Below are 24,121 nucleotides of genomic sequence, written 5' to 3' on the forward strand. Positions count from 1 at the left end.
CGGTTGGGCGCCTGCCGCCCTAGACCGACTTACTACGCCGTAGGTCCCCGCACCGCACCCGTCCCGCCACTGAGTGGGGAGAGGGATGGCGCATACAGGAAACCCCGGCGAGAGAGGCCGAAGGCCAACTCATGACCATGACTGATCCCATCGCAGACATGCTCACCCGTCTGCGTAACGCCAACTCGGCGTACCACGACTCCGTCGTGATGCCGCACAGCAAGATCAAGTCGCACATCGCGGAGATCCTCCAGCAGGAGGGCTTCATCACCGGCTGGAAGGTCGAGGACGCCGAGGTCGGCAAGAACCTCGTCCTCGAGCTGAAGTTCGGCCCGAACCGCGAGCGCTCGATCGCCGGCATCAAGCGAATCTCGAAGCCGGGTCTGCGTGTATACGCAAAGTCCACCAACCTGCCGAAGGTCCTCGGCGGCCTGGGCGTGGCGATCATCTCCACGTCCCACGGTCTCCTGACCGGCCAGCAGGCCAGCAAGAAGGGCGTAGGTGGGGAAGTCCTCGCCTACGTCTGGTAGTCGGGAATCGGAGGAATAGCTCATGTCGCGAATCGGCAAGCTCCCCATCCAGGTTCCCGCCGGTGTGGACGTCACCATCGATGGCCGCACGGTCGCGGTGAAGGGCCCCAAGGGTTCCCTCTCGCACACCGTCGCAGCGCCGATCGAGGTCACCAAGGGTGAGGACGGCGTTCTGAACGTCGTCCGCCCGAACGACGAGCGTCAGAACAAGGCCCTCCACGGCCTGTCCCGCACGCTGGTGGCGAACATGATCACCGGCGTGACCCAGGGATACAGCAAGGCGCTCGAAATCAGCGGTGTCGGTTACCGCGTCCAGGCGAAGGGCTCCAACCTGGAGTTCGCCCTGGGCTACAGCCACCCGATCCTCATCGAGGCTCCGGATGGCATCACCTTCAAGGTCGAGTCGCCCACGAAGCTCAGCGTCGAGGGCATCGACAAGCAGAAGGTCGGCGAGGTAGCCGCCAACATCCGCAAGCTGCGGAAGCCCGACCCGTACAAGGCCAAGGGCGTCAAGTACGCGGGCGAGGTCATCCGCCGCAAGGTCGGAAAGGCTGGTAAGTAGCCATGGCATACGGCGTGAAGATCGCCAAGGGCGACGCCTACAAGCGCGCTGCCCGCAAGCGGCGCCACATCCGCGTCCGCAAGCACGTCTCCGGTTCGCCGGAGCGTCCCCGCCTGGTCGTGACGCGTTCCAACCGTCACATCGTGGCCCAGGTCATCGACGACATCGCGGGCCACACGCTCGCGTCGGCGTCGACCCTGGACGTGTCGATCCGCGGTGGCGAGGGTGCCAAGAGCGCCCAGGCCCAGCAGGTCGGCGCCCTGGTCGCCGAGCGCGCCAAGGCCGCAGGCGTCGAGGCCGTCGTGTTTGACCGCGGTGGTAACCAGTACGCCGGGCGGATTGCCGCTCTGGCTGACGCCGCCCGTGAAGCCGGGCTGAAGTTCTAAGCCCCGGTTCCTACGCACAGCGGACGTAACAGAGAGAGGTAATTCCAATGGCTGGACCCCAGCGCCGCGGAAGCGGTGCCGGTGGCGGCGAGCGGCGGGACCGGAAGGGCCGTGACGGTGGCCCCAGCGCCGCCGAGAAGACCGCGTACGTTGAGCGCGTTGTCGCGATCAACCGCGTCGCCAAGGTTGTGAAGGGTGGTCGTCGCTTCAGCTTCACCGCGCTGGTCGTGGTGGGCGATGGTGACGGCACCGTAGGTGTCGGTTACGGCAAGGCCAAGGAAGTTCCCGCGGCCATCGCCAAGGGTGTCGAGGAAGCGAAGAAGTCCTTCTTCAAGGTTCCGCGCATCCAGGGCACGATTCCCCACCCGATCACGGGCGAGAAGGCTGCGGGCGTCGTCCTGCTCAAGCCTGCTTCCCCCGGTACCGGCGTCATCGCCGGTGGTCCGGTGCGTGCCGTGCTCGAGTGCGCCGGCGTCCACGACATCCTGTCGAAGTCGCTCGGTTCTTCCAACGCGATCAACATCGTGCACGCGACCGTGGCGGCCCTCCAGGGCCTGCAGCGTCCCGAGGAGATCGCGGCCCGCCGCGGTCTGCCCCTCGAGGACGTCGCCCCCGCGGCTCTGCTCCGTGCGCGTGCCGGGGCTGGTGCGTAATGGCCAGCCTCAAGATCACGCAGACGAAGTCGTACATCGGCAGCAAGCAGAACCACCGCGACACCCTGCGTTCGCTCGGGCTCAAGCGCCTGCACGACGTGGTTGTCAAGGAGGACCGCCCCGAGTTCCGCGGAATGGTTCACACCGTCCGCCACCTCGTGACGGTTGAGGAGGTTGACTGACATGGCGGAGAACAGCCCGCTGAAGGCCCACAACCTCCGGCCTGCCCCGGGCGCCAAGACCGCCAAGACCCGTGTGGGTCGTGGTGAGGCGTCCAAGGGTAAGACCGCAGGCCGTGGTACCAAGGGAACGAAGGCTCGTTACCAGGTTCCGCAGCGCTTCGAGGGTGGCCAGATGCCCCTCCACATGCGCCTGCCGAAGCTCAAGGGCTTCAAGAACCCGTTCCGCACGGAGTACCAGGTCGTGAACCTGGACAAGCTCGCGACGCTCTACCCCGAGGGTGGAGAGGTCACGGTGGCCGACCTGGTCGCCAAGGGCGCCGTGCGCAACAACCACCTCGTCAAGGTCCTCGGACAGGGCGAGATCTCCGTGGCGCTGCAGGTTTCGGTTGACGCCGTCTCCGGCTCCGCCAAGGAGAAGATTGCCGCCGCCGGCGGCACCGTCACCGAGCTCGTCTGAGACAACTCGGACAACTCGATGTACTGATCACCCGCGCGGGGATGCCTCTTCCGAGAGGCATCCCCGCTCGGTCGTTCCTAGGGGGGCATGGTCGCCGGTAAGGTGGCGTGCGTTGCTGTGCTGACCCCTTGGGCGCCCGCCCGGGGACACTCCGACTTTTTTGTATCCGTCGATCCTCAAGACCGTCACCTCTACGCATAGCGCGGGGGTCGCAGGAGGCACCGTGCTCACCGCGTTCGCCCGGGCGTTCAAGACGCCCGACCTGCGCAAGAAGCTGCTCTTCACGCTCGGCATCATCGTTCTCTATCGGCTCGGGGCCCACATCCCCGTACCGGGAGTGAGTTACGAGAACGTCCAGACCTGTGTTGACCAGGCCAGCAAGGGCAACAACAGCCTCTTCGGTCTGGTGAACATGTTCAGCGGTGGTGCACTGCTGCAGATCACGATCTTCGCGCTCGGCATCATGCCGTACATCACGGCCAGCATCATTCTTCAGCTGCTGACCGTGGTCATTCCCCGACTGGAGGCCCTCAAGAAGGAGGGATCGTCCGGTCAGACCAAGATCACCCAGTACACGCGTTACCTCACCGTGGCGCTCGCCATCCTGCAGGGCACCGGCCTGGTGGCCACGGCCCGCAGCGGCGCGCTCTTCTCCAGCTGTTCGGTGGGCGACCAGATCGTCCCCAACGACTCGATCTTCACCACGATCGTCATGGTGGTCACGATGACGGCCGGCACCGCCGCCGTCATGTGGCTCGGTGAGCTCATCACCGACCGCGGCATCGGCAACGGCATGTCGATCCTGATGTTCATCTCGATCGCCGCCAGCTTCCCGGGCGCCCTGTGGGCCATCAAGGAGAGCGGCAAGCTCGCCGACGGCTGGATCGAGTTCGGCACGGTCATCCTCATCGGCATGGTGATGGTGGGCCTCGTCGTCTTCGTCGAGCAGGCCCAGCGCCGCATCCCGGTGCAGTACGCGAAGCGCATGATCGGGCGCCGTTCCTACGGCGGTACGTCCACGTACATCCCGCTCAAGGTGAACCAGGCGGGCGTCATCCCCGTCATCTTCGCCTCGTCGCTGCTCTACATCCCGGCCCTGATCGTCCAGTTCTCCAACTCCAACGCGGGCTGGGCGAACTGGATCAAGGACCACTTCGTCAAGGGCGACCACCCGTACTACATCGCGACCTACTTCCTCCTGATCGTCTTCTTCGCGTTCTTCTACGTGGCGATCTCGTTCAACCCCGAAGAAGTAGCCGACAACATGAAGAAGTATGGTGGGTTCATCCCGGGTATCCGGGCCGGTCGACCTACTGCCGAGTACCTGAGCTACGTGCTCAACAGGATCACTTGGCCGGGCTCGCTGTACCTGGGTCTGATCGCTCTGGTGCCGACGATGGCGTTGGCAGGCTTCGGCGGTGCTAACCAGAACTTCCCGTTCGGCGGGACGAGCATCCTCATCATCGTGGGTGTGGGTCTGGAAACCGTGAAGCAGATCGAGAGTCAGCTCCAGCAGCGCAATTACGAAGGGTTCCTCCGCTGATGCGAATCGTCCTCGTCGGGCCTCCTGGTGCCGGCAAGGGAACGCAGGCCGCGTACCTTGCCAAGAACCTGTCGATTCCGCACATCTCCACGGGCGACCTCTTCCGCGCCAACATCAGCCAGGGCACCGACCTTGGCAAGCAGGCCCGGTCCTACATGGACAAGGGCCAGTTGGTGCCGGACGAGGTGACCAACGCGATGGCTGAGGACCGCATGTCCCAGCCCGACGCGGCCGGTGGCTTCCTGCTCGACGGCTTCCCGCGCAACGTCGGCCAGGCCGAGGCGCTGGACGAGATGCTGAAGAACAAGGGTGTGGCGCTCGACGCGGTCCTGGACCTGGAGGTCCCCGAGGACGAGGTCGTGAAGCGGATCGCGGGTCGCCGCATCTGCCGCAACGACAGCTCGCACGTCTTCCACGTCGCGTACAACCAGCCGGAGACCGAGGGTGTCTGTGACACCTGCGGCGGCGAGCTGTACCAGCGGGACGACGACAACGAGGAGACGGTCCGCACGCGGCTGGAGGTCTACCACACGCAGACCGAGCCGATCATCGACTACTACCGCGCGCAGGATCTGGTCGTGACCATCCCCGCGCTCGGCAAGGTGGCCGACGTGACCGAGCGGGCCATGGCGGCGCTCAAGTCCGACCAGGGCTGAGAGCCCCACCCACGCAGTACCTTCCACAGCCGGCCGCGGTGCCCCAGGGCGCCGCGGCCGGCTGTTTGGCGCCGTATCGTGGAATGCGGTCACGGCCCACGTCCCCCGACTTCCTGTGCAGAGAGGCGCCGAGCAATGGTGCAGATCAAGACCCCGGAGCAGATCGCCAAGATGCGTGAGGCGGGCCTCGTGGTCGCCGCCATCCACGCCGCCACCCGGGAGGCCGCCGTACCGGGCGCCTCCACCCACGACCTGGACCAGGTCGCGCGCAAGGTGATCGCCGACCACGGCGCGAAGTCGAACTTCCTGGGGTACGGCGGCTTTCCCGCGACCATCTGCACCTCGGTGAACGACGTGGTCGTCCACGGCATCCCGGACGAGAAGACCGTCCTCAAGGACGGCGACATCATCTCCATCGACTGCGGCGCGATCGTCGACGGCTGGCACGGCGACGCCGCGTACACCGCCTTCGTGGGCACCGGACACGCGCCGGAGCTGATCGAGCTTTCCCGGGTCACCGAGGAGTCGATGTGGGCCGGCATCGCCGCGATGAAGGTGAACAACCGCCTGATCGACATCTCCAAGGCGATCGAGGGGTACATCCGCCGCCAGCCCCGCCCGGCCACCGGCAAGTACGGGATCATCGAGGACTACGGCGGCCACGGCATCGGCACCGAGATGCACATGGACCCGCACCTGCTGAACTACGTCTCCCGCAAGCGCGGCAAGGGCATCAAGCTGGTCCCCGGCGTCTGCCTGGCGATCGAGCCGATGGTCTCGCTCGGCACCGCGCAGACCAAGGTGCTCAGCGACGACTGGACCGTCCTCACCACCGACGGCAGCTGGTCCTCCCACTGGGAGCACTCCATCGCCCTCACCGAGCAGGGGCCGCTGGTGCTGACCGCCCCGGACGGCGGCGCCGAAAAGCTCGCGCAGTACGGCGTCCAGGCGGCGCCGGACCCGCTGGCCTGAGCGGGCGCCGCCTCACCGGCCGATCGGATCCCCCGATCGGGCATAAGGATCACGGCCGGTGGGCAAACTTGACGGATTCGTCTTTTGGGGTCCGCTGACGTAGACTGACTCGTCGGCTCTCGTGCATCCCTGTGTCCACTTGTGGTCACCGCGGCAGAGCGGGAGTCGATCAAGGTAGCCGATTCGAAGGGCGAAGCGTGGCCAAGAAGCAAGGTGCCATCGAAATCGAGGGCACCGTGATCGAGTCCCTCCCGAACGCAATGTTCCGGGTGGAACTCCAGAACGGTCACAAGGTCCTCGCGCACATCAGCGGCAAGATGCGGATGCACTACATCCGCATCCTCCCCGATGACCGGGTCGTGGTGGAGCTCTCTCCGTACGACCTGACGCGTGGCCGGATCGTCTACCGGTACAAGTAGATCTTGCCCCTGCCCCGCTTCGGCGTGGTGATGGCACTGACCCGGAGAACCTGACATCCCATGAAGGTCAAGCCGAGCGTCAAGAAGATCTGCGACAAGTGCAAGGTGATCCGCCGTCACGGTCGGGTCATGGTCATCTGCGACAACCTGCGCCACAAGCAGCGCCAGGGCTGACGCACGACCCCCTGCATCTCGCAGTTCTTCGCGCGACGCACGTAATTCGTACATACGCAGTGCCCGTCCAAGCCACGGCTGACGACACCTCCGGCGGGGGCCGGGGACCCGGGCGTACCACCGTCTCCTCAGAGCGGTCGGCGATCGGGAGCGGCACTGTGGAAGACCCCCGATATGACAACTGGAGCCATTGAATGGCACGCGTTTCAGGTGTTGACATCCCGCGCGAAAAGCGCGTGGAGGTTGCCCTCACCTACGTCTTCGGCATCGGGCGCACCCGGTCCAAGGAGATCCTCGCCGCGACCGGCGTCGACCCGAACACCCGCGTTCGCGACCTGGCCGAAGAGGACCTCGTCAAGATCCGCGAGTTCGTCGACGCCAACCTGCGCACCGAGGGTGACCTCCGCCGCGAGATCCAGGGCGACATCCGCCGCAAGATCGAGATCGGCTGCTACCAGGGCATTCGCCACCGTCGTGGCCTGCCGGTGCACGGTCAGCGCACCAGCACGAACGCGCGTACCCGCAAGGGCCCGCGTCGCGCCATCGCCGGTAAGAAGAAGCCGGGCAAGAAGTAGTCCTCAGCGGACGTACTGCGCGGTCCGGATCTCCGGCCGAGCAGCATCCAGCGGTCTTCGCTGTAGGACCGATCACCTCCCCTCTCCATCTGGAGTAAGACATGCCCCCCAAGGGTCGTCAGGGCGCAGCCAAGAAGGTGCGTCGCAAGGAAAAGAAGAACGTCGCTCACGGCCACGCGCACATCAAGAGCACGTTCAACAACACCATCGTCTCGATCACCGACCCCTCGGGCAACGTGATCTCCTGGGCCTCCGCCGGCCACGTCGGCTTCAAGGGCTCGCGCAAGTCCACCCCCTTCGCCGCGCAGATGGCCGCCGAGTCGGCCGCCCGTCGCGCGCAGGAGCACGGCATGCGCAAGGTCGACGTCTTCGTCAAGGGTCCGGGCTCCGGCCGCGAGACCGCGATCCGCTCCCTCCAGGCCACGGGCCTCGAGGTCGGTTCGATCCAGGACGTCACCCCGACGCCGCACAACGGCTGCCGTCCGCCGAAGCGTCGCCGCGTCTGACGCATGACGGCCGGTGACGGCCGTCTGTGTTCGCGCACACCTGTGGGACCGGGCGGTACCTCCCTTCGGGGGCGTACCGCCCGTACCCTTGTTGTATCTGTCGGGCATCAAATAGTGGGTGCCCACGACTGAAGGACATCAGCATGCTGATCGCCCAGCGCCCGTCGCTGACCGAAGAGGTCGTCGACGAGTTCCGCTCCCGGTTCGTCATCGAGCCGCTGGAGCCCGGTTTCGGTTACACCCTCGGCAACTCCCTGCGCCGTACCCTCCTCTCCTCGATCCCCGGTGCCGCCGTCACCAGCATCCGGATCGACGGAGTCCTGCACGAGTTCACCACCGTGCCGGGCGTCAAGGAGGACGTGACCGACCTCATCCTCAACATCAAGCAGCTGGTCGTCTCCTCGGAGCACGACGAGCCGGTCGTGATGTACCTGCGCAAGCAGGGTCCCGGCCTGGTCACCGCTGCCGACATCGCGCCGCCGGCCGGCGTCGAGGTCCACAACCCGGACCTCGTCCTCGCCACGCTGAACGGCAAGGGCAAGCTGGAGATGGAGCTGACCGTCGAGCGCGGTCGCGGCTACGTCTCCGCCGTCCAGAACAAGCAGGCGGGCCAGGAGATCGGCCGCATCCCGGTCGACTCCATCTACTCGCCGGTGCTCAAGGTCACGTACAAGGTCGAGGCGACCCGTGTCGAGCAGCGCACCGACTTCGACAAGCTGATCGTCGACGTCGAGACCAAGCAGGCCATGCGTCCCCGTGACGCCATGGCGTCGGCCGGTAAGACCCTGGTCGAGCTGTTCGGTCTGGCGCGCGAGCTCAACATCGACGCCGAGGGCATCGACATGGGCCCGTCGCCCACGGACGCCGCGCTCGCCGCCGATCTGGCGCTGCCGATCGAGGAGCTGGAGCTCACGGTCCGCTCGTACAACTGCCTCAAGCGCGAGGGCATCCACTCGGTGGGTGAGCTCGTGGCGCGTTCCGAGGCCGACCTGCTCGACATCCGCAACTTCGGTGCGAAGTCGATCGACGAGGTCAAGGCGAAGCTGGCCGGCATGGGCCTGGCCCTCAAGGACAGCCCGCCCGGATTCGACCCGACCGCCGCCGCCGACGCCTTCGGCGCCGACGACGACGCGGACGCGGGCTTCGTCGAGACCGAGCAGTACTAGAACACCCCCGGACGGGCTGACGCGTCAGCCCGTCCGTGAGGACCCCCGGGTCCTCGAGCCACGGACTTCCGCGGAGCGACCGCTCCACGGGAACTGACACCGGTACCTGATACGGCCGGTGCAGCACACAAGGAGAAACACCATGCCGCGTCCCGCCAAGGGTGCCCGTCTGGGCGGCAGCGCCGCGCACGAGCGTCTGCTGCTCGCGAACCTCGCGAAGGCGCTGTTCGAGCACGGCCGCATCACGACGACCGAGGCCAAGGCCCGCCGTCTGCGCCCCGTCGCCGAGCGTCTCGTCACCAAGGCGAAGAAGGGCGACATCCACAACCGTCGCCTGGTGCTCCAGACGATCACGGACAAGAGCATCGTCCACACGCTCTTCACCGAGATCGCCCCCCGGTACGAGAACCGCCCCGGTGGTTACACCCGTATCACCAAGATCGGCAACCGTCGTGGCGACAACGCCCCGATGGCCGTCATCGAGCTCGTCGAGGCCCTGACCGTGGCCCAGCAGGCCACCGGTGAGGCCGAGGCCGCCACCAAGCGTGCGGTCAAGGAGGACGCGGCCAAGACCGAGTCCGTCGAGGACGCCAAGCCGGCCGAGGACGCCAAGCCGGCCGAGGCCGACACGGAGTCCAAGGACGCCTGAGCGTTCTGACGCCAGTGTGCGGGCCCGCACCACCCTTCGGGGCGGTGCGGGCCCGTTCCGTTGTCGACCAGGACCGGTGCCCGATGGGGATGGAGAGGATGCACGGGTGAGCGACGAGCCAGAACCCGGTGCGGTACGCGTACGGCTGGACCTGTCCTACGACGGCAGGGACTTCTCCGGCTGGGCGAAGCAGACGTCCCGCCGGACGGTGCAGGGGGAGATCGAGGACGCGCTGCGCACGGTGACCCGGTCCCCGCGGACGTACGACCTGACGGTCGCGGGGCGCACCGACGCCGGGGTGCACGCCCGGGGGCAGGTCGCGCACGTCGATCTGCCGGCCGAGGTGTGGGAGGAGCACCGGGAGAAGCTGCTGCGCCGGATGGCGGGGCGGCTGCCCCTGGACGTGCGGATCTGGCGGGCGGCGGAGGCCCCCGCGGGCTTCAACGCCCGCTTCTCCGCGATGCACCGGAGGTACGCCTACCGCGTGGCCGACCGGCCCGGCGGGGTCGATCCGCTGACGCGCGGTCATGTGCTGTGGCACGACCGGCCGCTGGACCTCGACGCGATGAACGCGGCGGCGGCCCGCATGGTCGGGGAGCACGACTTCGCCGCGTACTGCAAGAAGCGCGAGGGCGCGACCACCATCCGCACGCTGCAGAAGCTCCACTGGGTGCGGGACGAGGAGTCGGGCGTCCTCACCGCGACCGTGCAGGCGGACGCCTTCTGCCACAACATGGTGCGCGCGCTGATCGGCGCCGCCCTCTTCGTGGGCGACGGCCGGCGCCCTGTGCCCTGGCCCGCCGAGGTGCTCGGGGCCAAGGTGCGGGACCCCGGTGTCCACGTGGTGAAGCCGCACGGCCTCACCCTGGAGGAAGTGGCCTACCCCGCCGACGAGTTGCTGGCCGCCCGGGCCGCGGAGGCGCGGAACGTACGGTCGTTGCCCGGCGGAGGCGTGGACCCGGGCGGCTTCGGCTGCTGCTGACGCCGGGTCGGCCGTCGCCCTGCGGGAGTCTTTGGAGCCGGGAGCCGGCGACCTCGCGCGGACGGCCGGCCGGAGCGCCCCCGGCCCGTGGCGGGCCGTAGTCCACGGGCCGGGGGCGGTCAGCCGGTGGCGGCCGACGCCGCCGCCGAGGCCTGGACCTCGCCGCGGTGCCGGATCTGGTGGAAGGTGAAGTTCGTCAGGTCGTCGCCGGCCGTGTACACCGGCCCGTCGTCCTTGGTGACGTTCCTGCCGTCGGTGAAGCCGGTGACCGAGAAGTAGGCGTAACGGCCGTAGGAGTTGGTCGTACGGCGGCAGACCACGCCGGTCCGGCAGAAGGCCGGCACCCCACCGCCGCTGAGCGAGGCCATCCCGCCGGTGGCCTCCTCGACGACCTTCTTCGCCTCGGCCTCCGTGGAGAAGACCGCCACCCCGACCGTGACCGCGACGCCGTCCCGGGTGTAGGTGGCCCGGATCAGCTCGTCGCAGCCGTGGCGCGTCAGGACCGCGCCGAGCGCGGAGTTGGCGGCCGACGCGCACTGCGTGGTGCGGGCCGTCGGGCCCTTGAGGTGGACGCGGTCGCCGGAGGTGAGCTTCCTGCCGGGGAAGAAGCCCTCCACCGTGACGGGCTCCCTGTCCTTCTTCTCGTCCGTGATGAAGTCCATCGGGTCCGGCGGGGGAGCCGGGGCGACCGAGGAGAAGGACGGCGCCGGCTCCGCGGACTCCGGCGGCAGCTCCTCCGGCCCCGGCAGGGCGCTCGCACTCGTGGCGGCCTCCGGGTCGCCCCGGCCCGTCGAGACGACGGCGGTGGCCACGACCGCCGCGACGGCCGCCGTGGCCAGCACACCGCCGCCGATCATCAGCCACTTGCGGCGCCTGCTCTTCGCCGCGGACTCCTCCGCCAGCGCCGCCCAGTCCGGAGTCCGACTGCCCCCGGGCCCCCCGGAGGGCCCCCCATGCCCAAAGCTCATGGGCGCATCCTAAGGGCTGACCCCCGTCACGGACCGTGGTCCCGGGGGGCTCCCGGAGAATCCGGTTGGGTCCCGGCGCCCCCGCACCCGACAATGCGGTCATGGGACATCTCGAAGCGGGCCACCTGGAGTACTACCTACCGGACGGGCGGGTGCTGCTCGGCGACGCTTCGTTCCGGGTCGCCGACGGTGCCGTGGTGGCACTCGTCGGCGCCAACGGGGCCGGCAAGACGACACTGCTGCGCCTGCTCTCCGGCGAGCTCCAGCCGCACGGCGGCACGGTCTCGGTGAGCGGCGGGCTCGGCGTGATGGGCCAGTTCGTGGGCTCCGTACGGGACGGGCAGACCGTCCGCGACCTGCTGGTCTCCGTGGCGCACCCGCAGATCCGGGCTGCCGCGAAGGCCGTCGACGCCGCCGAGGAACTGATCCTCACCGTCGACGACGAGGCCGCGCAGATGGCGTACGCGCAGGCCCTCAGCGACTGGGCGGAGGTGCGCGGATACGAGGCGGAGACCCTCTGGGACATGTGCACCATGACCGCGCTCGGCGTCCCGTACGACACGGCCCAGTACCGCGAGGCGCGCACCCTCAGCGGCGGGGAGCAGAAGCGCCTCGTCCTCGAAGCGCTGCTGCGCGGGCCCGACGAGGTGCTGCTCCTCGACGAGCCGGACAACTACCTCGACGTCCCCGGCAAGCGCTGGCTGGAGGGGAAACTCAAGGAGACCCGCAAGACGGTCCTCTTCGTCTCCCACGACCGCGAACTGCTCTCCCGGGCCGCCGAGAAGATCGTCAGCGTCGAGCCCGGCGCGGCCGGCAGCGACGTCTGGGTGCACGGTGGCGGCTTCGACACCTACCACCAGGCCCGCAAGGACCGGTTCGCCCGCTTCGAGGAGCTGCTGCGCCGCTGGCAGGAGGAGCACGCCCGGCTGCGCGCCCTGGTGCTGCGGATGCGGCAGCAGGCGGCCATCAGCCCCGACATGGCCAACCGCTACCACGCCATGCAGACGCGCTTCAAGAAGTTCGAGGACGCCGGACCGCCGCCCGAGCCGCCCCGCGAGCAGGACATCCGGATGCGGCTGCGCGGCGGCCGCACCGGCGTGCGCGCGGTGACCTGCACCGCACTGGAGCTGACCGGCCTGATGAAGCCGTTCGACCTGGAGGTCTTCTACGGCGAGCGGGTCGCCGTCCTCGGCTCCAACGGCTCCGGGAAGTCCCACTTCCTGCGGCTCCTCGCCGGGGAGCCGGTCGCGCACACGGGGGAGTGGAAGCTCGGCGCCCGGGTGGTCGCCGGCCACTTCGCCCAGACCCACGCCCACCCCGAGCTGCTCGGCAAGACGCTGGTGGAGATCCTCTGGAGCGAGCAGGCCAAGGACCGGGGCGCCGCCATGGGCGTGCTGCGCCGGTACGAACTGGAGCGCCAGGGCGACCAGCCCTTCGAGAAGCTCTCCGGCGGACAGCAGGCCCGCTTCCAGATCCTGCTGCTGGAGCTGGCCGGCACCACCGCGCTGCTGCTGGACGAGCCCACCGACAACCTGGACCTGGAGTCCGCCGAGGCGCTCCAGGACGGCCTGGAGGCGTACGACGGCACCGTGATGGCCGTCACGCACGACCGCTGGTTCGCGAAGTCCTTCGACCGGTACCTCGTCTTCGGCTCGGACGGTGTGGTGCGCGAGACGACCGAGCCGGTGTGGGACGAGCGGCGGGTCGAGCGGGCGCGGTAGGGCGGCAGGGCTCCCGGGGCCGTCGCGGCGGCCTCCGCGGCGATCGCGGGCGGTCACCCGGCCCGGGTGGCCTTCGGCGGTCCGTGAGCCGGCGCGGTCGCGCGGTGGTCCGGCGGCCCGCGTGGTCCGGGCGGTCCGGAGGGCCGTCCGGACCGCCTCCGCGGTCTTCGCCGAGCCCCGGTTCGCCCCGGTATCCCGGGGTTCGACGGGGCCGGGCGGGGGCCATTTTGACCCGCCCGGGGGGCCCCGGGTATTCTTCCGGTTTGTTATGCGTATTGGCTTGGTCGTTCTCACGCGAGGGGCCCTTACGCCGGTCCACCGGGCCGATGACCAGCGGCAGGCACTCGGGTTGCGTCCCCGCAGCGCCGCCGAGGCTGGTGTAGTCGTCCGGGTGGCCTTGTCAGGACTCCACTCACTGAAGAAGCGAAGGCTACGACCGTGCGTACGTACAGCCCCAAGCCCGGAGATGTGACGCGCCAGTGGCACGTCATCGACGCTCAGGACATCGTCCTGGGTCGTCTGGCCACCACGGCTGCGAACCTCCTCCGAGGCAAGCACAAGGCGATCTACGCCCCCCACATGGACATGGGCGACTTCGTCATCATCATCAACGCCGACAAGGTTCACCTGTCGGGCAACAAGAAGACCCAGAAGATGGCGTACCGCCACTCCGGCTTCCCCGGTGGTCTCCGCTCGGTCCGCTACGACGAGCTGCTCTCCAAGAACCCGGAGAAGGCCGTCGAGAAGGCCATCAAGGGCATGATCCCCAAGAACACCCTGGGCCGGCAGATGCTGTCGAAGCTCAAGGTGTACGCGGGTGACCAGCACCCGCACGCTGCGCAGCAGCCGGTCCCGTACGAGATCACCCAGGTCGCGCAGTAGTTCCGGCCTCCCCCTAAGACCATAAGAAAGATCTGAGGAGAATCGTGGCCGAGACCACTGTTGAGACCGCCGAGGGCACCGAGGGCGAGGAGACCTTCGCCGAGGTGACCACCTTCGAGTCCGAGGTCCCCGTCGAGGGTGAGTACACCTCCGAGTCGCTCGCCGGCCGCTTCGGCGACCCGCAGCCCGCCGCCGGCCTTGGCCGTCGCAAGAACGCCATCGCCCGCGTCCGGATCGTTCCGGGCACCGGCAAGTGGAAGATCAACGGTCGCACCCTTGAGGACTACTTCCCCAACAAGGTGCACCAGCAGGAAGTCAACGAGCCCTTCAAGGTGCTCGAGCTCGACAACCGCTACGACGTCATCGCCCGCATCTCGGGTGGCGGCGTCTCGGGTCAGGCCGGCGCCCTGCGCCTCGGTGTGGCCCGCGCGCTGAACGAGGCGGACGTGGACAACAACCGCGCCACGCTGAAGAAGGCCGGCTTCCTCTCCCGCGACGACCGTGCGGTCGAGCGCAAGAAGGCCGGTCTCAAGAAGGCCCGTAAGGCTCCGCAGTACAGCAAGCGCTAAACCCCGCCTGCTCGTCTGCTTCACACGTTCGCCCCGGCGGCACACACCGTGCTGTCGGGGCGTTCGTTTATCGCCCGTCACGGGCGTATAACGGCATAAGACGTTCATCGGCACATCCGGACCCCTCGTACCCGCACGGGTACGGAGTGCGGCGGTGTGCCGTTCTCTCGCCGTTTTCAATTGTTGTGCTTGTGCGGTTGTCGGAGCATCTCGGAGGACACCAGTGGGACGACTCTTCGGTACGGACGGCGTGCGCGGGGTCGCCAACGCGGATCTCACGGCCGAGCTGGCGCTCGGTCTGTCGGTCGCGGCGGCACACGTACTCGCCGAGGCGGGCACCTTCGAGGGGCACCGTCCCACGGCCGTCGTCGGCCGGGATCCACGAGCATCCGGAGAGTTCCTCGAAGCGGCCGTGGTCGCCGGCCTCGCCAGCGCCGGCGTCGACGTCCTGCGGGTCGGTGTGCTGCCCACGCCGGCCGTGGCGTACCTCACCGGCGTGCTCGGCGCCGACATCGGCGTGATGCTCTCCGCCAGCCACAACGCCATGCCCGACAACGGGATCAAGTTCTTCGCACGGGGCGGCCACAAGCTCGCCGACGAGCTGGAGGACCGCATCGAGACCGTCTACGACCAGCACCGCACCGGCGCTCCCTGGGCCCGCCCGACCGGCGCGGGCGTCGGCCGGGTCACCGACTACCTGGAGGGCTTCGAGCGGTACGTGGCCCACCTCATCGGTGTGCTGCCGAACCGGCTCGACGGCCTGAAGGTCGTCCTCGACGAGGCGCACGGCGCCGCCGCCTACGTCTCCCCCGAGGCGTTCGCCCGGGCCGGGGCCGAGGTCGTCACCATCGGCGCCGACCCCGACGGCCTCAACATCAACGACGGCTGCGGCTCCACCCACCTCGGCCTCCTCCGGGCGGCCGTCGTCGAGAACGGCGCCGACTTCGGCATCGCGCACGACGGCGACGCCGACCGCTGCCTCGCCGTCGACGCCCGGGGGAACGAGATCGACGGCGACCAGATCCTCGCCGTCCTCGCCCTCGCGATGCGCGACGCCGGACAGCTCCGCGGCAACACCGTCGTCGGCACGGTCATGTCCAACCTCGGCTTCAAGATGGCCATGGAGCGCGAGGGCATCGAGCTCGTCCAGACCGCGGTCGGGGACCGCTACGTCCTGGAGTCGATGAAGGCCGAGGGGTACGCGCTCGGCGGCGAGCAGTCCGGCCACGTCATCGTGCTGGACCACGCCACGACCGGCGACGGCACCCTGACCGGCCTGCTGCTGGCGGCCCGCGTCGCCGCCACCGGACGGACCCTCGCCGAGCTCGCGGGCGTCATGCAGCGCCTGCCGCAGGTCCTCGTCAACGTCCCCGACGTCGACAAGTCGCGCGTCTCCACCTCCGCCGAGCTGGCCGCCGCCGTCGCCGAGGCCGAACGCGAACTCGGTACCACCGGACGGGTCCTGCTCCGCAAGTCCGGCACCGAGCCGCTGGTACGCGTCATGGTGGAGGCCGCCGACTTCGGCCAGGCCCAGGCCGTCGCGGGCCGGCTGGCCGACGTGGTGAAGTCCGCGCTGGGCTGAGCCTCCCCGACGCCTCACCGCGGGACGGACCGCTCCGGCGGTCCGTCCCGCGGCCGTTCCACCGCCGAGCCCGGGTCCCGCGGCCGCTCTCCCGGGGGCTCCCTCAGAGCTTGCGCAGCGAGAGGCGCTGGACCTTGTGGTCCGGGCCCTTGCGCAGCACCAGCGTCGCGCGGCTGCGGGTGGGCGCCACGTTCTCCAGCAGGTTCGGCTTGTTGATGGTCCGCCAGGTGGTGCGCGCGTACTCCATCGCCTCCTCCTCGGAGACCTGGGTGTACTTCGTGAAGTACGAGGACGGGTTCTGGAACGCCGTCTCGCGCAGCTGCCGGAACCGGTTGAGGTACCAGCTCTCGATGTCCTCGGCGCGGGCGTCCACGTACACGCTGAAGTCGAAGTAGTCCGCGAGCCCCACCCTGGTCCGGCCGTCCTGGCCCGGCAGCGCCGGCTGGAGGACGTTCAGCCCTTCCACGATCAGGATGTCCGGGCGGCGCACGGTGAGCCGCTCACCGGGGACGATGTCGTAGATCAGGTGGGAGTAGACGGGGGCGGTGACCTCGTCCTTCCCCGACTTGATGTCCGCGACGAACCGGGTCAGCGCCCGCCGGTCGTACGACTCGGGGAACCCCTTCCGCGAGGTCAGCCCGCGGGCCCGCAGCTCCTCCATCGGCAGCAGGAACCCGTCCGTGGTCACCAGCTCCACCCGGGGGTGCTCCGGCCACCGCGCCAGCAGCGCCTGCAGCAGCCGGGCACTGGTCGACTTGCCGACCGCCACGCTCCCCGCCACCCCTATGACGAACGGGGTGCCGCGCTGCGCACCGTGGCCGTTGCCCGCGTCCCCGAGGAAGGTGTTCAGGGCGCCGCGCAGACCGGAGGTGGCCTGGACGTAGAGGTTGAGCAGCCGGGAGAGCGGGAGGTACACCTCGCGCACCTCGTCGAGGTCGATGACGTCCCCGAGCCCGCGCAGCCGCTCCACCTCCTCGGCGGTCAACGGCAGCGGGGTCTTCTCACGGAGGGCGCTCCACTCGGCGCGGGTGAGGTCGACGTAGGGCGTCGGCCCGTGCTCGGCGCGACGCTGGCTGCCACGGGGCGGCGTTGTGATCACGTATTCATTGTTACGGGAGTTCGAACGGAGCGGGGGGTGGGGTCGGTCACGCGGGGTGGGGGTTGCGCGGGGCGGCATGCGCCCGGACACGCCCGCGGGCAGCCTCCCCGGAGCCCGTCCGGTCCGTCGTGGTGGCCGGGGCCGCCTCGGTGGTGCGGTCCGTCGCGGTGGCCGGGGCCGCCTCGGTCGCCTCCCGGAAGGCGACGACCGCCTCGCCGTTCTCCCGCGCCCATGCGGTGAGCATCCGGATGGGCTCTTCCAGGGTCCGCCCGAGGTCGGTCAGGCCGTACTCCACACGCGGCGGCGCCTCGGCGTACGCGTGCCGCTCCACGAGCCCGTTGGCCTGGAGCCGGCGCAGCGTCTGGGTGAGCACCTTGCGCGAGATGCCACCGCTCAGCTCGACCAGCTCACGGTGGCGCAAGGGGCCGTCGGTCAGTGCGAAGAGCATGACCATGGACCACTTGCTGGCGATGATCTCCATGGAGAGGAGAGCGGGGCAGTCGGCGAGGAAGCCGATGAGGGGTCGCGGGCTCATGCCCCGAAGGTTACCTGGAGGTACCTATCGCCCTCCTATCGTTTTCGAGGTGCGCACGCCCTACTCGCATCTCCCCGAATGAGGTACAGCGGTGTTCGTCTCCCTCGTCGTCGTCACGGTGCTCCTGTCGGCGATCCTCCTGATCTCGGCCGGCGCGAAATCCCTGCGGACGCGCCACATCACCGAGCAGATGTCCACACTCGAAGTGCCGCAGAGCCTGATGAACGTCCTGATCGGCGCCCAGGCGGCGGGCGCGGCTGGTGCGATCGCCGGGCTCTGGTGGGGGCCCGTCGGGATCGCCGCCGCGATCGGCCTGACGCTCTACTTCGCCGGGGCGGTCGCCGCCCACCTGCGCGTCGGCGACCGGAAGGGCGCGCCTCCGGCGGCGGTTCTCACCGTGGTCTCCGTCGCCCTGCTCGTCCTGCGCGCCGCCACCCTCTGACCGCCGCGCCGAGGCGGACCGGGCGGTACGCCCCGGTGGTCCCCTCCCGCGTCGTGCCCGCCGCTCACCGGGATCGCCCTCGTCCTCGCCCCGGTCGCCGCGCCCGGCCTCCTCGTGCTCCAGCTCCTCGCGGGCGGGCCGCACCTGTCCCGCCCGCGAGGTCGAGGAGGCCGGGCCCGACGCCGCGCCCCTCCTGCTCACCGCCGCGCCGCCCTCCTGCTCGCCGCCGCGCCCCTCCGGCTCGCCGCCGCCCGGTGAGCCGGTGGGCCGGACGCGCCGCCGTCGCAGAGAGCGGGCGGGCCCCACGCCCACCCCTTCCGTAACCCCCGCCCTCACCGCCCCTCGCGCCTTATCGTGCCGTCATGTGTGGAATCGTGGGTTATGTCGGATCGCAGTCGGCGCAGGACGTCGTGGTCGCCGGGCTGAGGCGGCTGGAGTACCGGGGGTACGACTCCGCCGGGGTGGCCGTGCTGGCGGACGGAGGGCTGGCCGCTGCCCGTAGGGCGGGAAAGCTGGTCAACCTGGAGAAGGAGCTCAAGGACCGGCCGTTGCCCGCCGGGCCCACCGGGATCGGGCACACCCGGTGGGCGACGCACGGGGCGCCGACGGACGCCAACGCACATCCGCACCTGGACAACGCGGGCCGGGTCGCGGTCGTGCACAACGGCATCATCGAGAACTTCGCCACGCTGCGCACCGAGTTGACCCGGCGGGGGCACGACCTCACCTCGGACACCGACACCGAGGTGGTGGCGCACCTGCTGGCCGAGGAGTTCTCGGCGTGCGGCGGCCTGGCCGAGTCGATGCGACGGGTCTGCCGGCGCCTCGAAGGCGCCTTCACCCTCGTCGCCGTCCACGCGGACGAGCCGGACACCGTCGTCGGCGCGCGGCGCAACTCGCCGCTGGTGGTGGGGGTCGGGGACCAGGAGGCGTTCCTCGCCTCGGACGTCGCCGCGTTCATCGCGTACACCCGGGACGCCGTCGAACTCGGCCAGGACCAGGTCGTGGAGGTGCGCCGTGACCAGGTCACCGTCACCGGCTTCGACGGTACGCCCGGCGAGGTGCGGAGCTACCACGTCGACTGGGACGCCTCCGCCGCCGAGAAGGGCGGCTACGCCTCCTTCATGCTCAAGGAGATCGCCGAGCAGCCCCGGGCCGTCGCCGACACCCTCCTGGGGCGGATCGACGGCGAGGGCGCGCTGACGCTCGACGAGGTGCGGCTGACACCGTCCGTGCTGCGGGAGACCGACAAGGTGGTCATCGTGGCCTGCGGGACCGCGTACCACGCCGGGCTGATCGCCAAGTACGCCATCGAGCACTGGACGAGGCTGCCCTGCGAGACCGAACTGGCCAGCGAATTCCGTTACCGCGACCCGATCCTCTCGCCGAACACCCTGGTCGTCGCGATCTCGCAGTCCGGCGAGACGATGGACACCCTCATGGCGCTCCGTCACGCCCGCGAGCAGGGCGCGCACGTGCTGGCCATCTGCAACACCAACGGCTCGACCATCCCGCGCGAGTCCGACGCCGTCCTCTACACGCACGCCGGGCCGGAGGTCGCGGTCGCCTCCACCAAGGCCTTCCTCACCCAGCTCGTCGCCTGCTACCTCGTCGCGCTCTACCTCGGACAGGTCCGGGGCACGAAGTCCGGCGACGAGATCCGGTCCGTCGTCCGGCAGTTGGCCGAGATCCCCGACGCCGTCGAACGCGTCCTCGCCACCATGGAACCGGTCCGCGAGCTGGCCCGCTCGCTCGCCCACAAGGACACCGTGCTCTTCCTCGGCCGGCACGTCGGCTACCCGGTGGCCCTGGAAGGCGCGTTGAAGCTGAAGGAACTCGCGTACATGCACGCGGAGGGCTTCGCGGCGGGCGAGCTGAAGCACGGGCCGATCGCACTCGTCGAGGAGGACCTGCCGGTCGTCGTCGTCGCCCCCTCCCCGCGCGGGCGGTCCGTCCTGCACGACAAGATCGTCTCCAACATCCAGGAGATCCGGGCCCGGGGCGCCCGCACCATCGTCCTCGCGGAGGAGGGCGACGAGAGCGTCGCCCCGTACGCCGATCACCTCATTACGATTCCCCCGACGCCTACGCTGCTCCAGCCGCTGGTCGCCACGGTGCCGTTGCAGGTCTTCGCCTGCGAACTCGCGACGGCCCGGGGCAACGAGGTGGACCAGCCGCGCAACCTGGCGAAGTCCGTGACCGTGGAATAGGTACGAGAACGAGGGTGGGCCCGTGATCATCGGGGTCGGGATCGATGTGGCCGAGATCGCGCGTTTCGACGCGGCGCTGGAACGTACGCCCCAGATGGCCGAGCGGCTCTTCCTCCAACAGGAACGCCTGCTGCCCGGCGGCGAGCGGCGCGGGATCGCCTCGCTCGCCGCCCGGTTCGCCGCGAAGGAAGCCGTCGCCAAGGCGCTCGGGGCGCCCGGCGGCCTCCTCTGGACCGACTGCGAGGTCTGGGTCGAGGAGAGCGGACAACCCCGCCTGCGGGTCACCGGCACGGTCGCCGCCCGCGCCGAGGCCCTCGGCGTCCGCACCTGGCACGTCTCCCTCAGCCACGACGCGGGGGTGGCGTCGGCCGTGGTGATCGCGGAAGGTTGAGGGGCCGGAGGGCTTGTGCGGGCGGGCGTACGGGTACGTGTGAGCCGATCCGCCCGAATGATCATCACCGGACCCGCGGATCCCGAAGTGTGCCCCCGACTCCCCGAAGGGCTTGACCGATGCGTACCGCTTACAGCGTGGAGACCGTACGGGCCGCCGAGAAGGCGCTGATGGAGCGGCTGCCCGAAGGCACCCTCATGCAGCGGGCCGCCGCCGGGCTCGCGGTGGCCTGCGGGGACCTGCTGCGCCGCAACGGCCGGGTCTACGGGTCGCGGGTGCTGCTGCTGATCGGTGGCGGGGCCAACGGCGGCGACGCGCTCCACGCCGGTGCCCGGCTGGCACGGCGCGGCGCGGGCGTCAGCGCCCTGCTCGTCACGCCCGGCACGGTCCACGAGGGCGGGCTCGCCGCGCTGCGGGCGGCCGGCGGCCGTCTGCTGGACCACCCGGAGGAGGCGGGGGCCGTCGATCTCGTGGTCGACGGGATCACCGGCATCGGCGGCCGGGGCGGGCTGCGCGCGGAGGCCGCCGCACTGGTGAAGGCGGTCACCGAGCGGCACGGGGCGCCGGTCCTCGCCGTGGACCTGCCCAGCGGGGTGGAGGCGGACAGCGGCGAGGTGCACGGGGCCGCGGTCCGCGCCGACGCCACCGTCACCTTCGGCACGTACAAGCCCGGGCTGCTCATCGACCCCGGCGCCGAACGGGCCGGCGCGCTGCGGCTCGTCGACATCGGTCTCGGCCCGGAGCTGCCGGAGCCGCCGGACCTGGAGGCGCTCCACTTCGCCGACGTGGCCGCGCTGCTGCCGGTGCCCGGCGCGGAGAGCGACAAGTACGGCCGGGGCGTCGTCGGTGTGGTCGCCGGCTCGGAGCGCTACCCGGGCGCGGCGGTCCTCGCCGTCGCCGGGGCGCTGCGCGGCGGCGCCGGGGCGGTGCGGTACGCCGGTCCCGGCGGGGAGACCGTGATCGCCAGGTTCCCCGAGACGCTGGTGCACGAGGGGCGGCCCTCGCAGGCGGGCCGGGTCCAGTCCTGGGTGGTGGGGCCGGGGCTCGGCGACGGGCGGGCGGCCACCGCCGCCGTGGAGGACGTGCTCGCCACGGACGTGCCCGTGCTGATCGACGCGGACGGGCTGCGGCTGATGGACGGCGACGCCGTGCGGTCCCGTTCGGCGGCCACCGTCCTCACCCCGCACGCCGGGGAGGCTGCCGCCCTGCTCGGCGTGGAGCGCGTGCAGGTGGAGGCGGGGCGCCTCGCCGCGGTGCGCGAACTGGCCGCCCGCTACCGGGCCACGGTCCTCCTCAAGGGCTCCACCACGCTGATCGCCGAGGCACGCGACACCCCCGTACGCGTCAATCCCACCGGGACCGCGTGGCTCGCCACGGCGGGCAGCGGCGACGTGCTCTCCGGGCTGATCGGCTCGCTGCTCGCGGCCGGCCTCGCCCCGCGCGACGCGGCCTCGGTCGGCGCCCACCTGCACGGACTCGCCGGCCGCCACGGAGCCGACGGGGCGCCCGTCTCCGCGCAGGACATCGCCGAGGGCATCCCGGCCGCCTGGCGGGACGTACGCCGGGGCTGAGCGTGCGGGGCCCGCCCGGCCGGACCACCCTGGAACCGGAACGAGGAACGGCAGCCGGCACGGAGCGGGAGGCGGCATCCATGGGCAGCGACGGCAGCCGCGACAGCGGTGGTCTACGGGTCCGCAGGGTCTACGACCCGCCGGAGCCGCGCGCGGACGGCACCCGGGTGCTGGTCGACCGGCTCTGGCCGCGCGGGGTCTCCAGGGAACGGGCCGCCGTCGACCTGTGGCTGAAGGACATCACCCCGTCCGGCGAACTGCGCGGCTGGTACCACCAGGACCGCTCCGGCGCCCGGTACGACGGGTTCGTCGAGCGGTACCGCGCCGAACTCGGCGACACCGCGCACACCGAGGCGGTCGCCACCCTGCTGCGCCTGCTGGACGGGGACGGGCCGGTGACCCTGGTGACCTCCGTGAAGGAGATCGACGCCAGTCACGTGCCGGTTCTCGTCGGGTACCTGGAGCACGCCCGCGCCCACCGGTCCGGCCGGGGCTGAGCGGCTCCGCGGCCTCGCGCGCCGGGCTGCCGGGCGGCGACCGGAGACGGGCACCGACCTGAGAGACTGGCCGCGATGAACGAGAAAGCCTCCCTGAGAGCCCGGGCCGAGATCGACCTCGCCGCACTCCGCGCCAACGTGCGCGCACTCCTCGCGCGCGCGGGCGGGGCCCAGCTCATGGCCGTGGTCAAGTCCGACGCCTACGGCCACGGCGCGGTGCCCTGCGCCCGGGCCGCCCTGGAAGCCGGGGCGACCTGGCTCGGCACCGCCACCCCGCAGGAGGCCCTGGCCCTGCGGGCGGCCGGGCTCGGCGGCCGGGTCATGTGCTGGCTCTGGACCCCGGGCGGCCCCTGGCGCGAGGCGATCGAGGCGGACATCGACGTCTCCGTCAGCGGCCTCTGGGCGCTGCGCGAGGCCGTCGCCGCCGCCGGGGAGGCCGGCCGCACCGCGCGCGTCCACCTCAAGGCGGACACCGGACTCGGCCGCAACGGCTGCCAGCCCGCCGACTGGCCCGAACTGGTCGCCGAGGCACGCACCGCCGAGGAGACGGGGGCCGTGCGCGTGACCGGCCTCTGGTCCCACTTCGCCTGCGCCGACGAGCCCGGCCATCCCTCCATCGCCGCCCAGCTCACGGTCTTCCGCGACATGGTGGCGTACGCCGAGAAGGCCGGTGTGGCGCCCGAGGTCCGGCACCTCGCCAACTCCCCGGCCACCCTGACCGTGCCCGAGTCCCACTTCGACCTGGTCCGCACCGGGATCGCGATGTACGGGATCTCGCCCAGCCCCGAGCTGGGCACCCCCGCCGACTTCGGACTGCGCCCGGTGATGACGCTCTCCGCCTCCGTCGCCCTGGTCAAGCAGGTCCCCGCCGGGCACGGCATCAGCTACGGCCACCACTACACGACCCCGTCCGAGACCACCCTCGCGCTGGTCCCGCTCGGCTACGCCGACGGCATCCCCCGCCACGCCTCCGGGCGCGGTCCGGTCCTCGTCGCCGGCCGGGTGCGGACCGTCGCCGGGCGGGTGGCGATGGACCAGTTCGTCGTCGACCTGGAGGGTGACCGGACCGAGCCGGGCGCCGAAGCGGTGCTGTTCGGGCCGGGCGACCGGGGGGAGCCGACCGCCGAGGAGTGGGCCGTGGCGGCGGACACCATCGCGTACGAGATCGTCACCAGGATCGGTACGCGCGTTCCACGGGTACACGTCGGCGCGTAGCGCGAGCACCACCGACGACCACGGACC

Annotated in this window: 28 protein-coding genes and 1 pseudogene; 26 read left to right on the forward strand and 3 right to left on the reverse strand. The window is 70.5% G+C overall.

What is annotated here, in order from left to right:
• Positions 1 to 131 precede the first annotated feature (131 nt).
• From rpsH to truA, 16 genes are all read left to right on the forward strand, one after another.
• Complete coding sequence (gene rpsH / locus PZB77_RS19170) at positions 132 to 530, forward strand: 30S ribosomal protein S8 (protein WP_037688013.1); 399 nt, start codon at positions 132 to 134, stop codon at positions 528 to 530.
• Between the two features lie 22 nt (positions 531 to 552).
• Positions 553 to 1,092: a 50S ribosomal protein L6 gene (gene rplF / locus PZB77_RS19175; RefSeq protein WP_275493830.1), complete on the forward strand. Its 540-nt coding sequence runs from the start codon at positions 553 to 555 to the stop codon at positions 1,090 to 1,092.
• Positions 1,093 to 1,094: 2 nt separating this feature from the next.
• Complete coding sequence (rplR, locus tag PZB77_RS19180) at positions 1,095 to 1,478, forward strand: 50S ribosomal protein L18 (RefSeq protein WP_275493831.1); 384 nt, start codon at positions 1,095 to 1,097, stop codon at positions 1,476 to 1,478.
• A 47-nt stretch (positions 1,479 to 1,525) separates the two neighbouring features.
• Positions 1,526 to 2,131, forward strand: a complete 606-nt coding sequence (gene rpsE / locus PZB77_RS19185) for a 30S ribosomal protein S5 (RefSeq protein WP_266705207.1) — start codon at positions 1,526 to 1,528, stop codon at positions 2,129 to 2,131.
• The gene (gene rpmD / locus PZB77_RS19190) at positions 2,131 to 2,313 is read left to right on the forward strand and encodes a 50S ribosomal protein L30 (RefSeq protein ID WP_219611742.1); all 183 of its coding nucleotides are present in this window, start codon (positions 2,131 to 2,133) and stop codon (positions 2,311 to 2,313) included. The genes rpsE and rpmD overlap by 1 nt, the downstream gene beginning before the upstream one ends.
• A gap of 1 nt (position 2,314) precedes the next feature.
• Positions 2,315 to 2,770 (forward strand): 50S ribosomal protein L15, encoded by a 456-nt coding sequence (gene rplO, locus PZB77_RS19195; protein WP_266705201.1) that lies wholly within the window; start codon positions 2,315 to 2,317, stop codon positions 2,768 to 2,770.
• A gap of 223 nt (positions 2,771 to 2,993) precedes the next feature.
• Entirely contained in the window at positions 2,994 to 4,313 is a 1,320-nt protein-coding gene (gene secY, locus PZB77_RS19200; protein WP_275493833.1) for a preprotein translocase subunit SecY, read from the forward strand.
• Entirely contained in the window at positions 4,313 to 4,969 is a 657-nt protein-coding gene (locus PZB77_RS19205; RefSeq protein WP_275493834.1) for an adenylate kinase, read from the forward strand. Before secY ends, PZB77_RS19205 begins: the two co-directional genes overlap by 1 nt.
• Before the next feature lie 135 nt (positions 4,970 to 5,104).
• Positions 5,105 to 5,941 carry a type I methionyl aminopeptidase gene (gene map, locus PZB77_RS19210; protein ID WP_275493835.1) on the forward strand — a complete coding sequence of 279 codons (837 nt, stop codon included), beginning with the start codon at positions 5,105 to 5,107 and terminating at the stop codon, positions 5,939 to 5,941.
• Positions 5,942 to 6,138: 197 nt separating this feature from the next.
• Entirely contained in the window at positions 6,139 to 6,360 is a 222-nt protein-coding gene (infA, locus tag PZB77_RS19215; protein WP_014047798.1) for a translation initiation factor IF-1, read from the forward strand.
• Positions 6,361 to 6,420: 60 nt separating this feature from the next.
• Positions 6,421 to 6,534 (forward strand): 50S ribosomal protein L36, encoded by a 114-nt coding sequence (gene rpmJ / locus PZB77_RS19220; protein ID WP_003956441.1) that lies wholly within the window; start codon positions 6,421 to 6,423, stop codon positions 6,532 to 6,534.
• A gap of 194 nt (positions 6,535 to 6,728) precedes the next feature.
• A complete protein-coding gene (gene rpsM, locus PZB77_RS19225) occupies positions 6,729 to 7,109 on the forward strand; it encodes a 30S ribosomal protein S13 (RefSeq protein ID WP_275493836.1) in 381 nt (126 codons plus the stop codon).
• Between the two features lie 101 nt (positions 7,110 to 7,210).
• Entirely contained in the window at positions 7,211 to 7,615 is a 405-nt protein-coding gene (rpsK, locus tag PZB77_RS19230) for a 30S ribosomal protein S11 (RefSeq protein ID WP_003956432.1), read from the forward strand.
• 143 nt (positions 7,616 to 7,758) lie between these two features.
• On the forward strand, positions 7,759 to 8,781 hold the full coding sequence (locus PZB77_RS19235; protein ID WP_024755423.1) for a DNA-directed RNA polymerase subunit alpha: 1,023 nt from the start codon (positions 7,759 to 7,761) through the stop codon (positions 8,779 to 8,781).
• Positions 8,782 to 8,923: 142 nt separating this feature from the next.
• The gene (gene rplQ, locus PZB77_RS19240) at positions 8,924 to 9,430 is read left to right on the forward strand and encodes a 50S ribosomal protein L17 (RefSeq protein WP_275493837.1); all 507 of its coding nucleotides are present in this window, start codon (positions 8,924 to 8,926) and stop codon (positions 9,428 to 9,430) included.
• A gap of 106 nt (positions 9,431 to 9,536) precedes the next feature.
• On the forward strand, positions 9,537 to 10,412 hold the full coding sequence (truA, locus tag PZB77_RS19245; protein ID WP_275493838.1) for a tRNA pseudouridine(38-40) synthase TruA: 876 nt from the start codon (positions 9,537 to 9,539) through the stop codon (positions 10,410 to 10,412).
• Between the two features lie 119 nt (positions 10,413 to 10,531).
• On the opposite strand, the gene PZB77_RS19250 is transcribed toward truA, so the two are convergent.
• Positions 10,532 to 11,380, reverse strand: coding sequence for a hypothetical protein (locus PZB77_RS19250; RefSeq protein WP_275493840.1), 849 nt, complete (start codon positions 11,378 to 11,380; stop codon positions 10,532 to 10,534).
• A 101-nt stretch (positions 11,381 to 11,481) separates the two neighbouring features.
• Here PZB77_RS19250 and PZB77_RS19255 point away from each other — a divergent pair, with 101 nt between their 5' ends.
• From PZB77_RS19255 to glmM, 4 genes are all read left to right on the forward strand, one after another.
• The gene (locus tag PZB77_RS19255) at positions 11,482 to 13,101 is read left to right on the forward strand and encodes an ATP-binding cassette domain-containing protein (protein WP_275493841.1); all 1,620 of its coding nucleotides are present in this window, start codon (positions 11,482 to 11,484) and stop codon (positions 13,099 to 13,101) included.
• Positions 13,102 to 13,539: 438 nt separating this feature from the next.
• On the forward strand, positions 13,540 to 13,983 hold the full coding sequence (rplM, locus tag PZB77_RS19260) for a 50S ribosomal protein L13 (protein ID WP_275493842.1): 444 nt from the start codon (positions 13,540 to 13,542) through the stop codon (positions 13,981 to 13,983).
• Between the two features lie 104 nt (positions 13,984 to 14,087).
• Complete coding sequence (gene rpsI / locus PZB77_RS19265; RefSeq protein WP_275496126.1) at positions 14,088 to 14,552, forward strand: 30S ribosomal protein S9; 465 nt, start codon at positions 14,088 to 14,090, stop codon at positions 14,550 to 14,552.
• A gap of 223 nt (positions 14,553 to 14,775) precedes the next feature.
• Complete coding sequence (gene glmM / locus PZB77_RS19270; protein WP_275493843.1) at positions 14,776 to 16,134, forward strand: phosphoglucosamine mutase; 1,359 nt, start codon at positions 14,776 to 14,778, stop codon at positions 16,132 to 16,134.
• 103 nt (positions 16,135 to 16,237) lie between these two features.
• Here the strand turns inward: glmM and coaA are convergent, their stop codons facing one another.
• Both coaA and PZB77_RS19280 read right to left on the reverse strand, forming a co-directional pair.
• Positions 16,238 to 17,233 carry a type I pantothenate kinase gene (gene coaA, locus PZB77_RS19275; protein ID WP_275493844.1) on the reverse strand — a complete coding sequence of 332 codons (996 nt, stop codon included), beginning with the start codon at positions 17,231 to 17,233 and terminating at the stop codon, positions 16,238 to 16,240.
• 178 nt (positions 17,234 to 17,411) lie between these two features.
• A pseudogene (locus tag PZB77_RS19280) lies at positions 17,412 to 17,768 on the reverse strand (helix-turn-helix domain-containing protein); the annotation flags it as partial.
• 91 nt (positions 17,769 to 17,859) lie between these two features.
• Here PZB77_RS19280 and PZB77_RS19285 point away from each other — a divergent pair.
• The 6 genes from PZB77_RS19285 to alr all read left to right on the forward strand — a co-directional run bounded on the left by PZB77_RS19285 (position 17,860) and on the right by alr (position 24,094).
• Positions 17,860 to 18,210, forward strand: coding sequence for a DoxX family protein (locus tag PZB77_RS19285; protein WP_275493845.1), 351 nt, complete (start codon positions 17,860 to 17,862; stop codon positions 18,208 to 18,210).
• A 362-nt stretch (positions 18,211 to 18,572) separates the two neighbouring features.
• Positions 18,573 to 20,420 carry a glutamine--fructose-6-phosphate transaminase (isomerizing) gene (glmS, locus tag PZB77_RS19290; RefSeq protein WP_275493846.1) on the forward strand — a complete coding sequence of 616 codons (1,848 nt, stop codon included), beginning with the start codon at positions 18,573 to 18,575 and terminating at the stop codon, positions 20,418 to 20,420.
• 22 nt (positions 20,421 to 20,442) lie between these two features.
• The gene (locus PZB77_RS19295; protein ID WP_275493847.1) at positions 20,443 to 20,811 is read left to right on the forward strand and encodes a holo-ACP synthase; all 369 of its coding nucleotides are present in this window, start codon (positions 20,443 to 20,445) and stop codon (positions 20,809 to 20,811) included.
• A 119-nt stretch (positions 20,812 to 20,930) separates the two neighbouring features.
• Positions 20,931 to 22,382, forward strand: coding sequence for an NAD(P)H-hydrate dehydratase (locus tag PZB77_RS19300; RefSeq protein WP_275493848.1), 1,452 nt, complete (start codon positions 20,931 to 20,933; stop codon positions 22,380 to 22,382).
• Positions 22,383 to 22,462: 80 nt separating this feature from the next.
• The gene (locus tag PZB77_RS19305) at positions 22,463 to 22,879 is read left to right on the forward strand and encodes a DUF488 family protein (RefSeq protein WP_275493849.1); all 417 of its coding nucleotides are present in this window, start codon (positions 22,463 to 22,465) and stop codon (positions 22,877 to 22,879) included.
• A gap of 75 nt (positions 22,880 to 22,954) precedes the next feature.
• Entirely contained in the window at positions 22,955 to 24,094 is a 1,140-nt protein-coding gene (gene alr, locus PZB77_RS19310; RefSeq protein ID WP_275493850.1) for an alanine racemase, read from the forward strand.
• Positions 24,095 to 24,121 lie beyond the last annotated feature (27 nt).

The organism is Streptomyces sp. AM 2-1-1, assembly GCF_029167645.1.
Classification (GTDB): Bacteria; Actinomycetota; Actinomycetes; order Streptomycetales; family Streptomycetaceae; genus Streptomyces.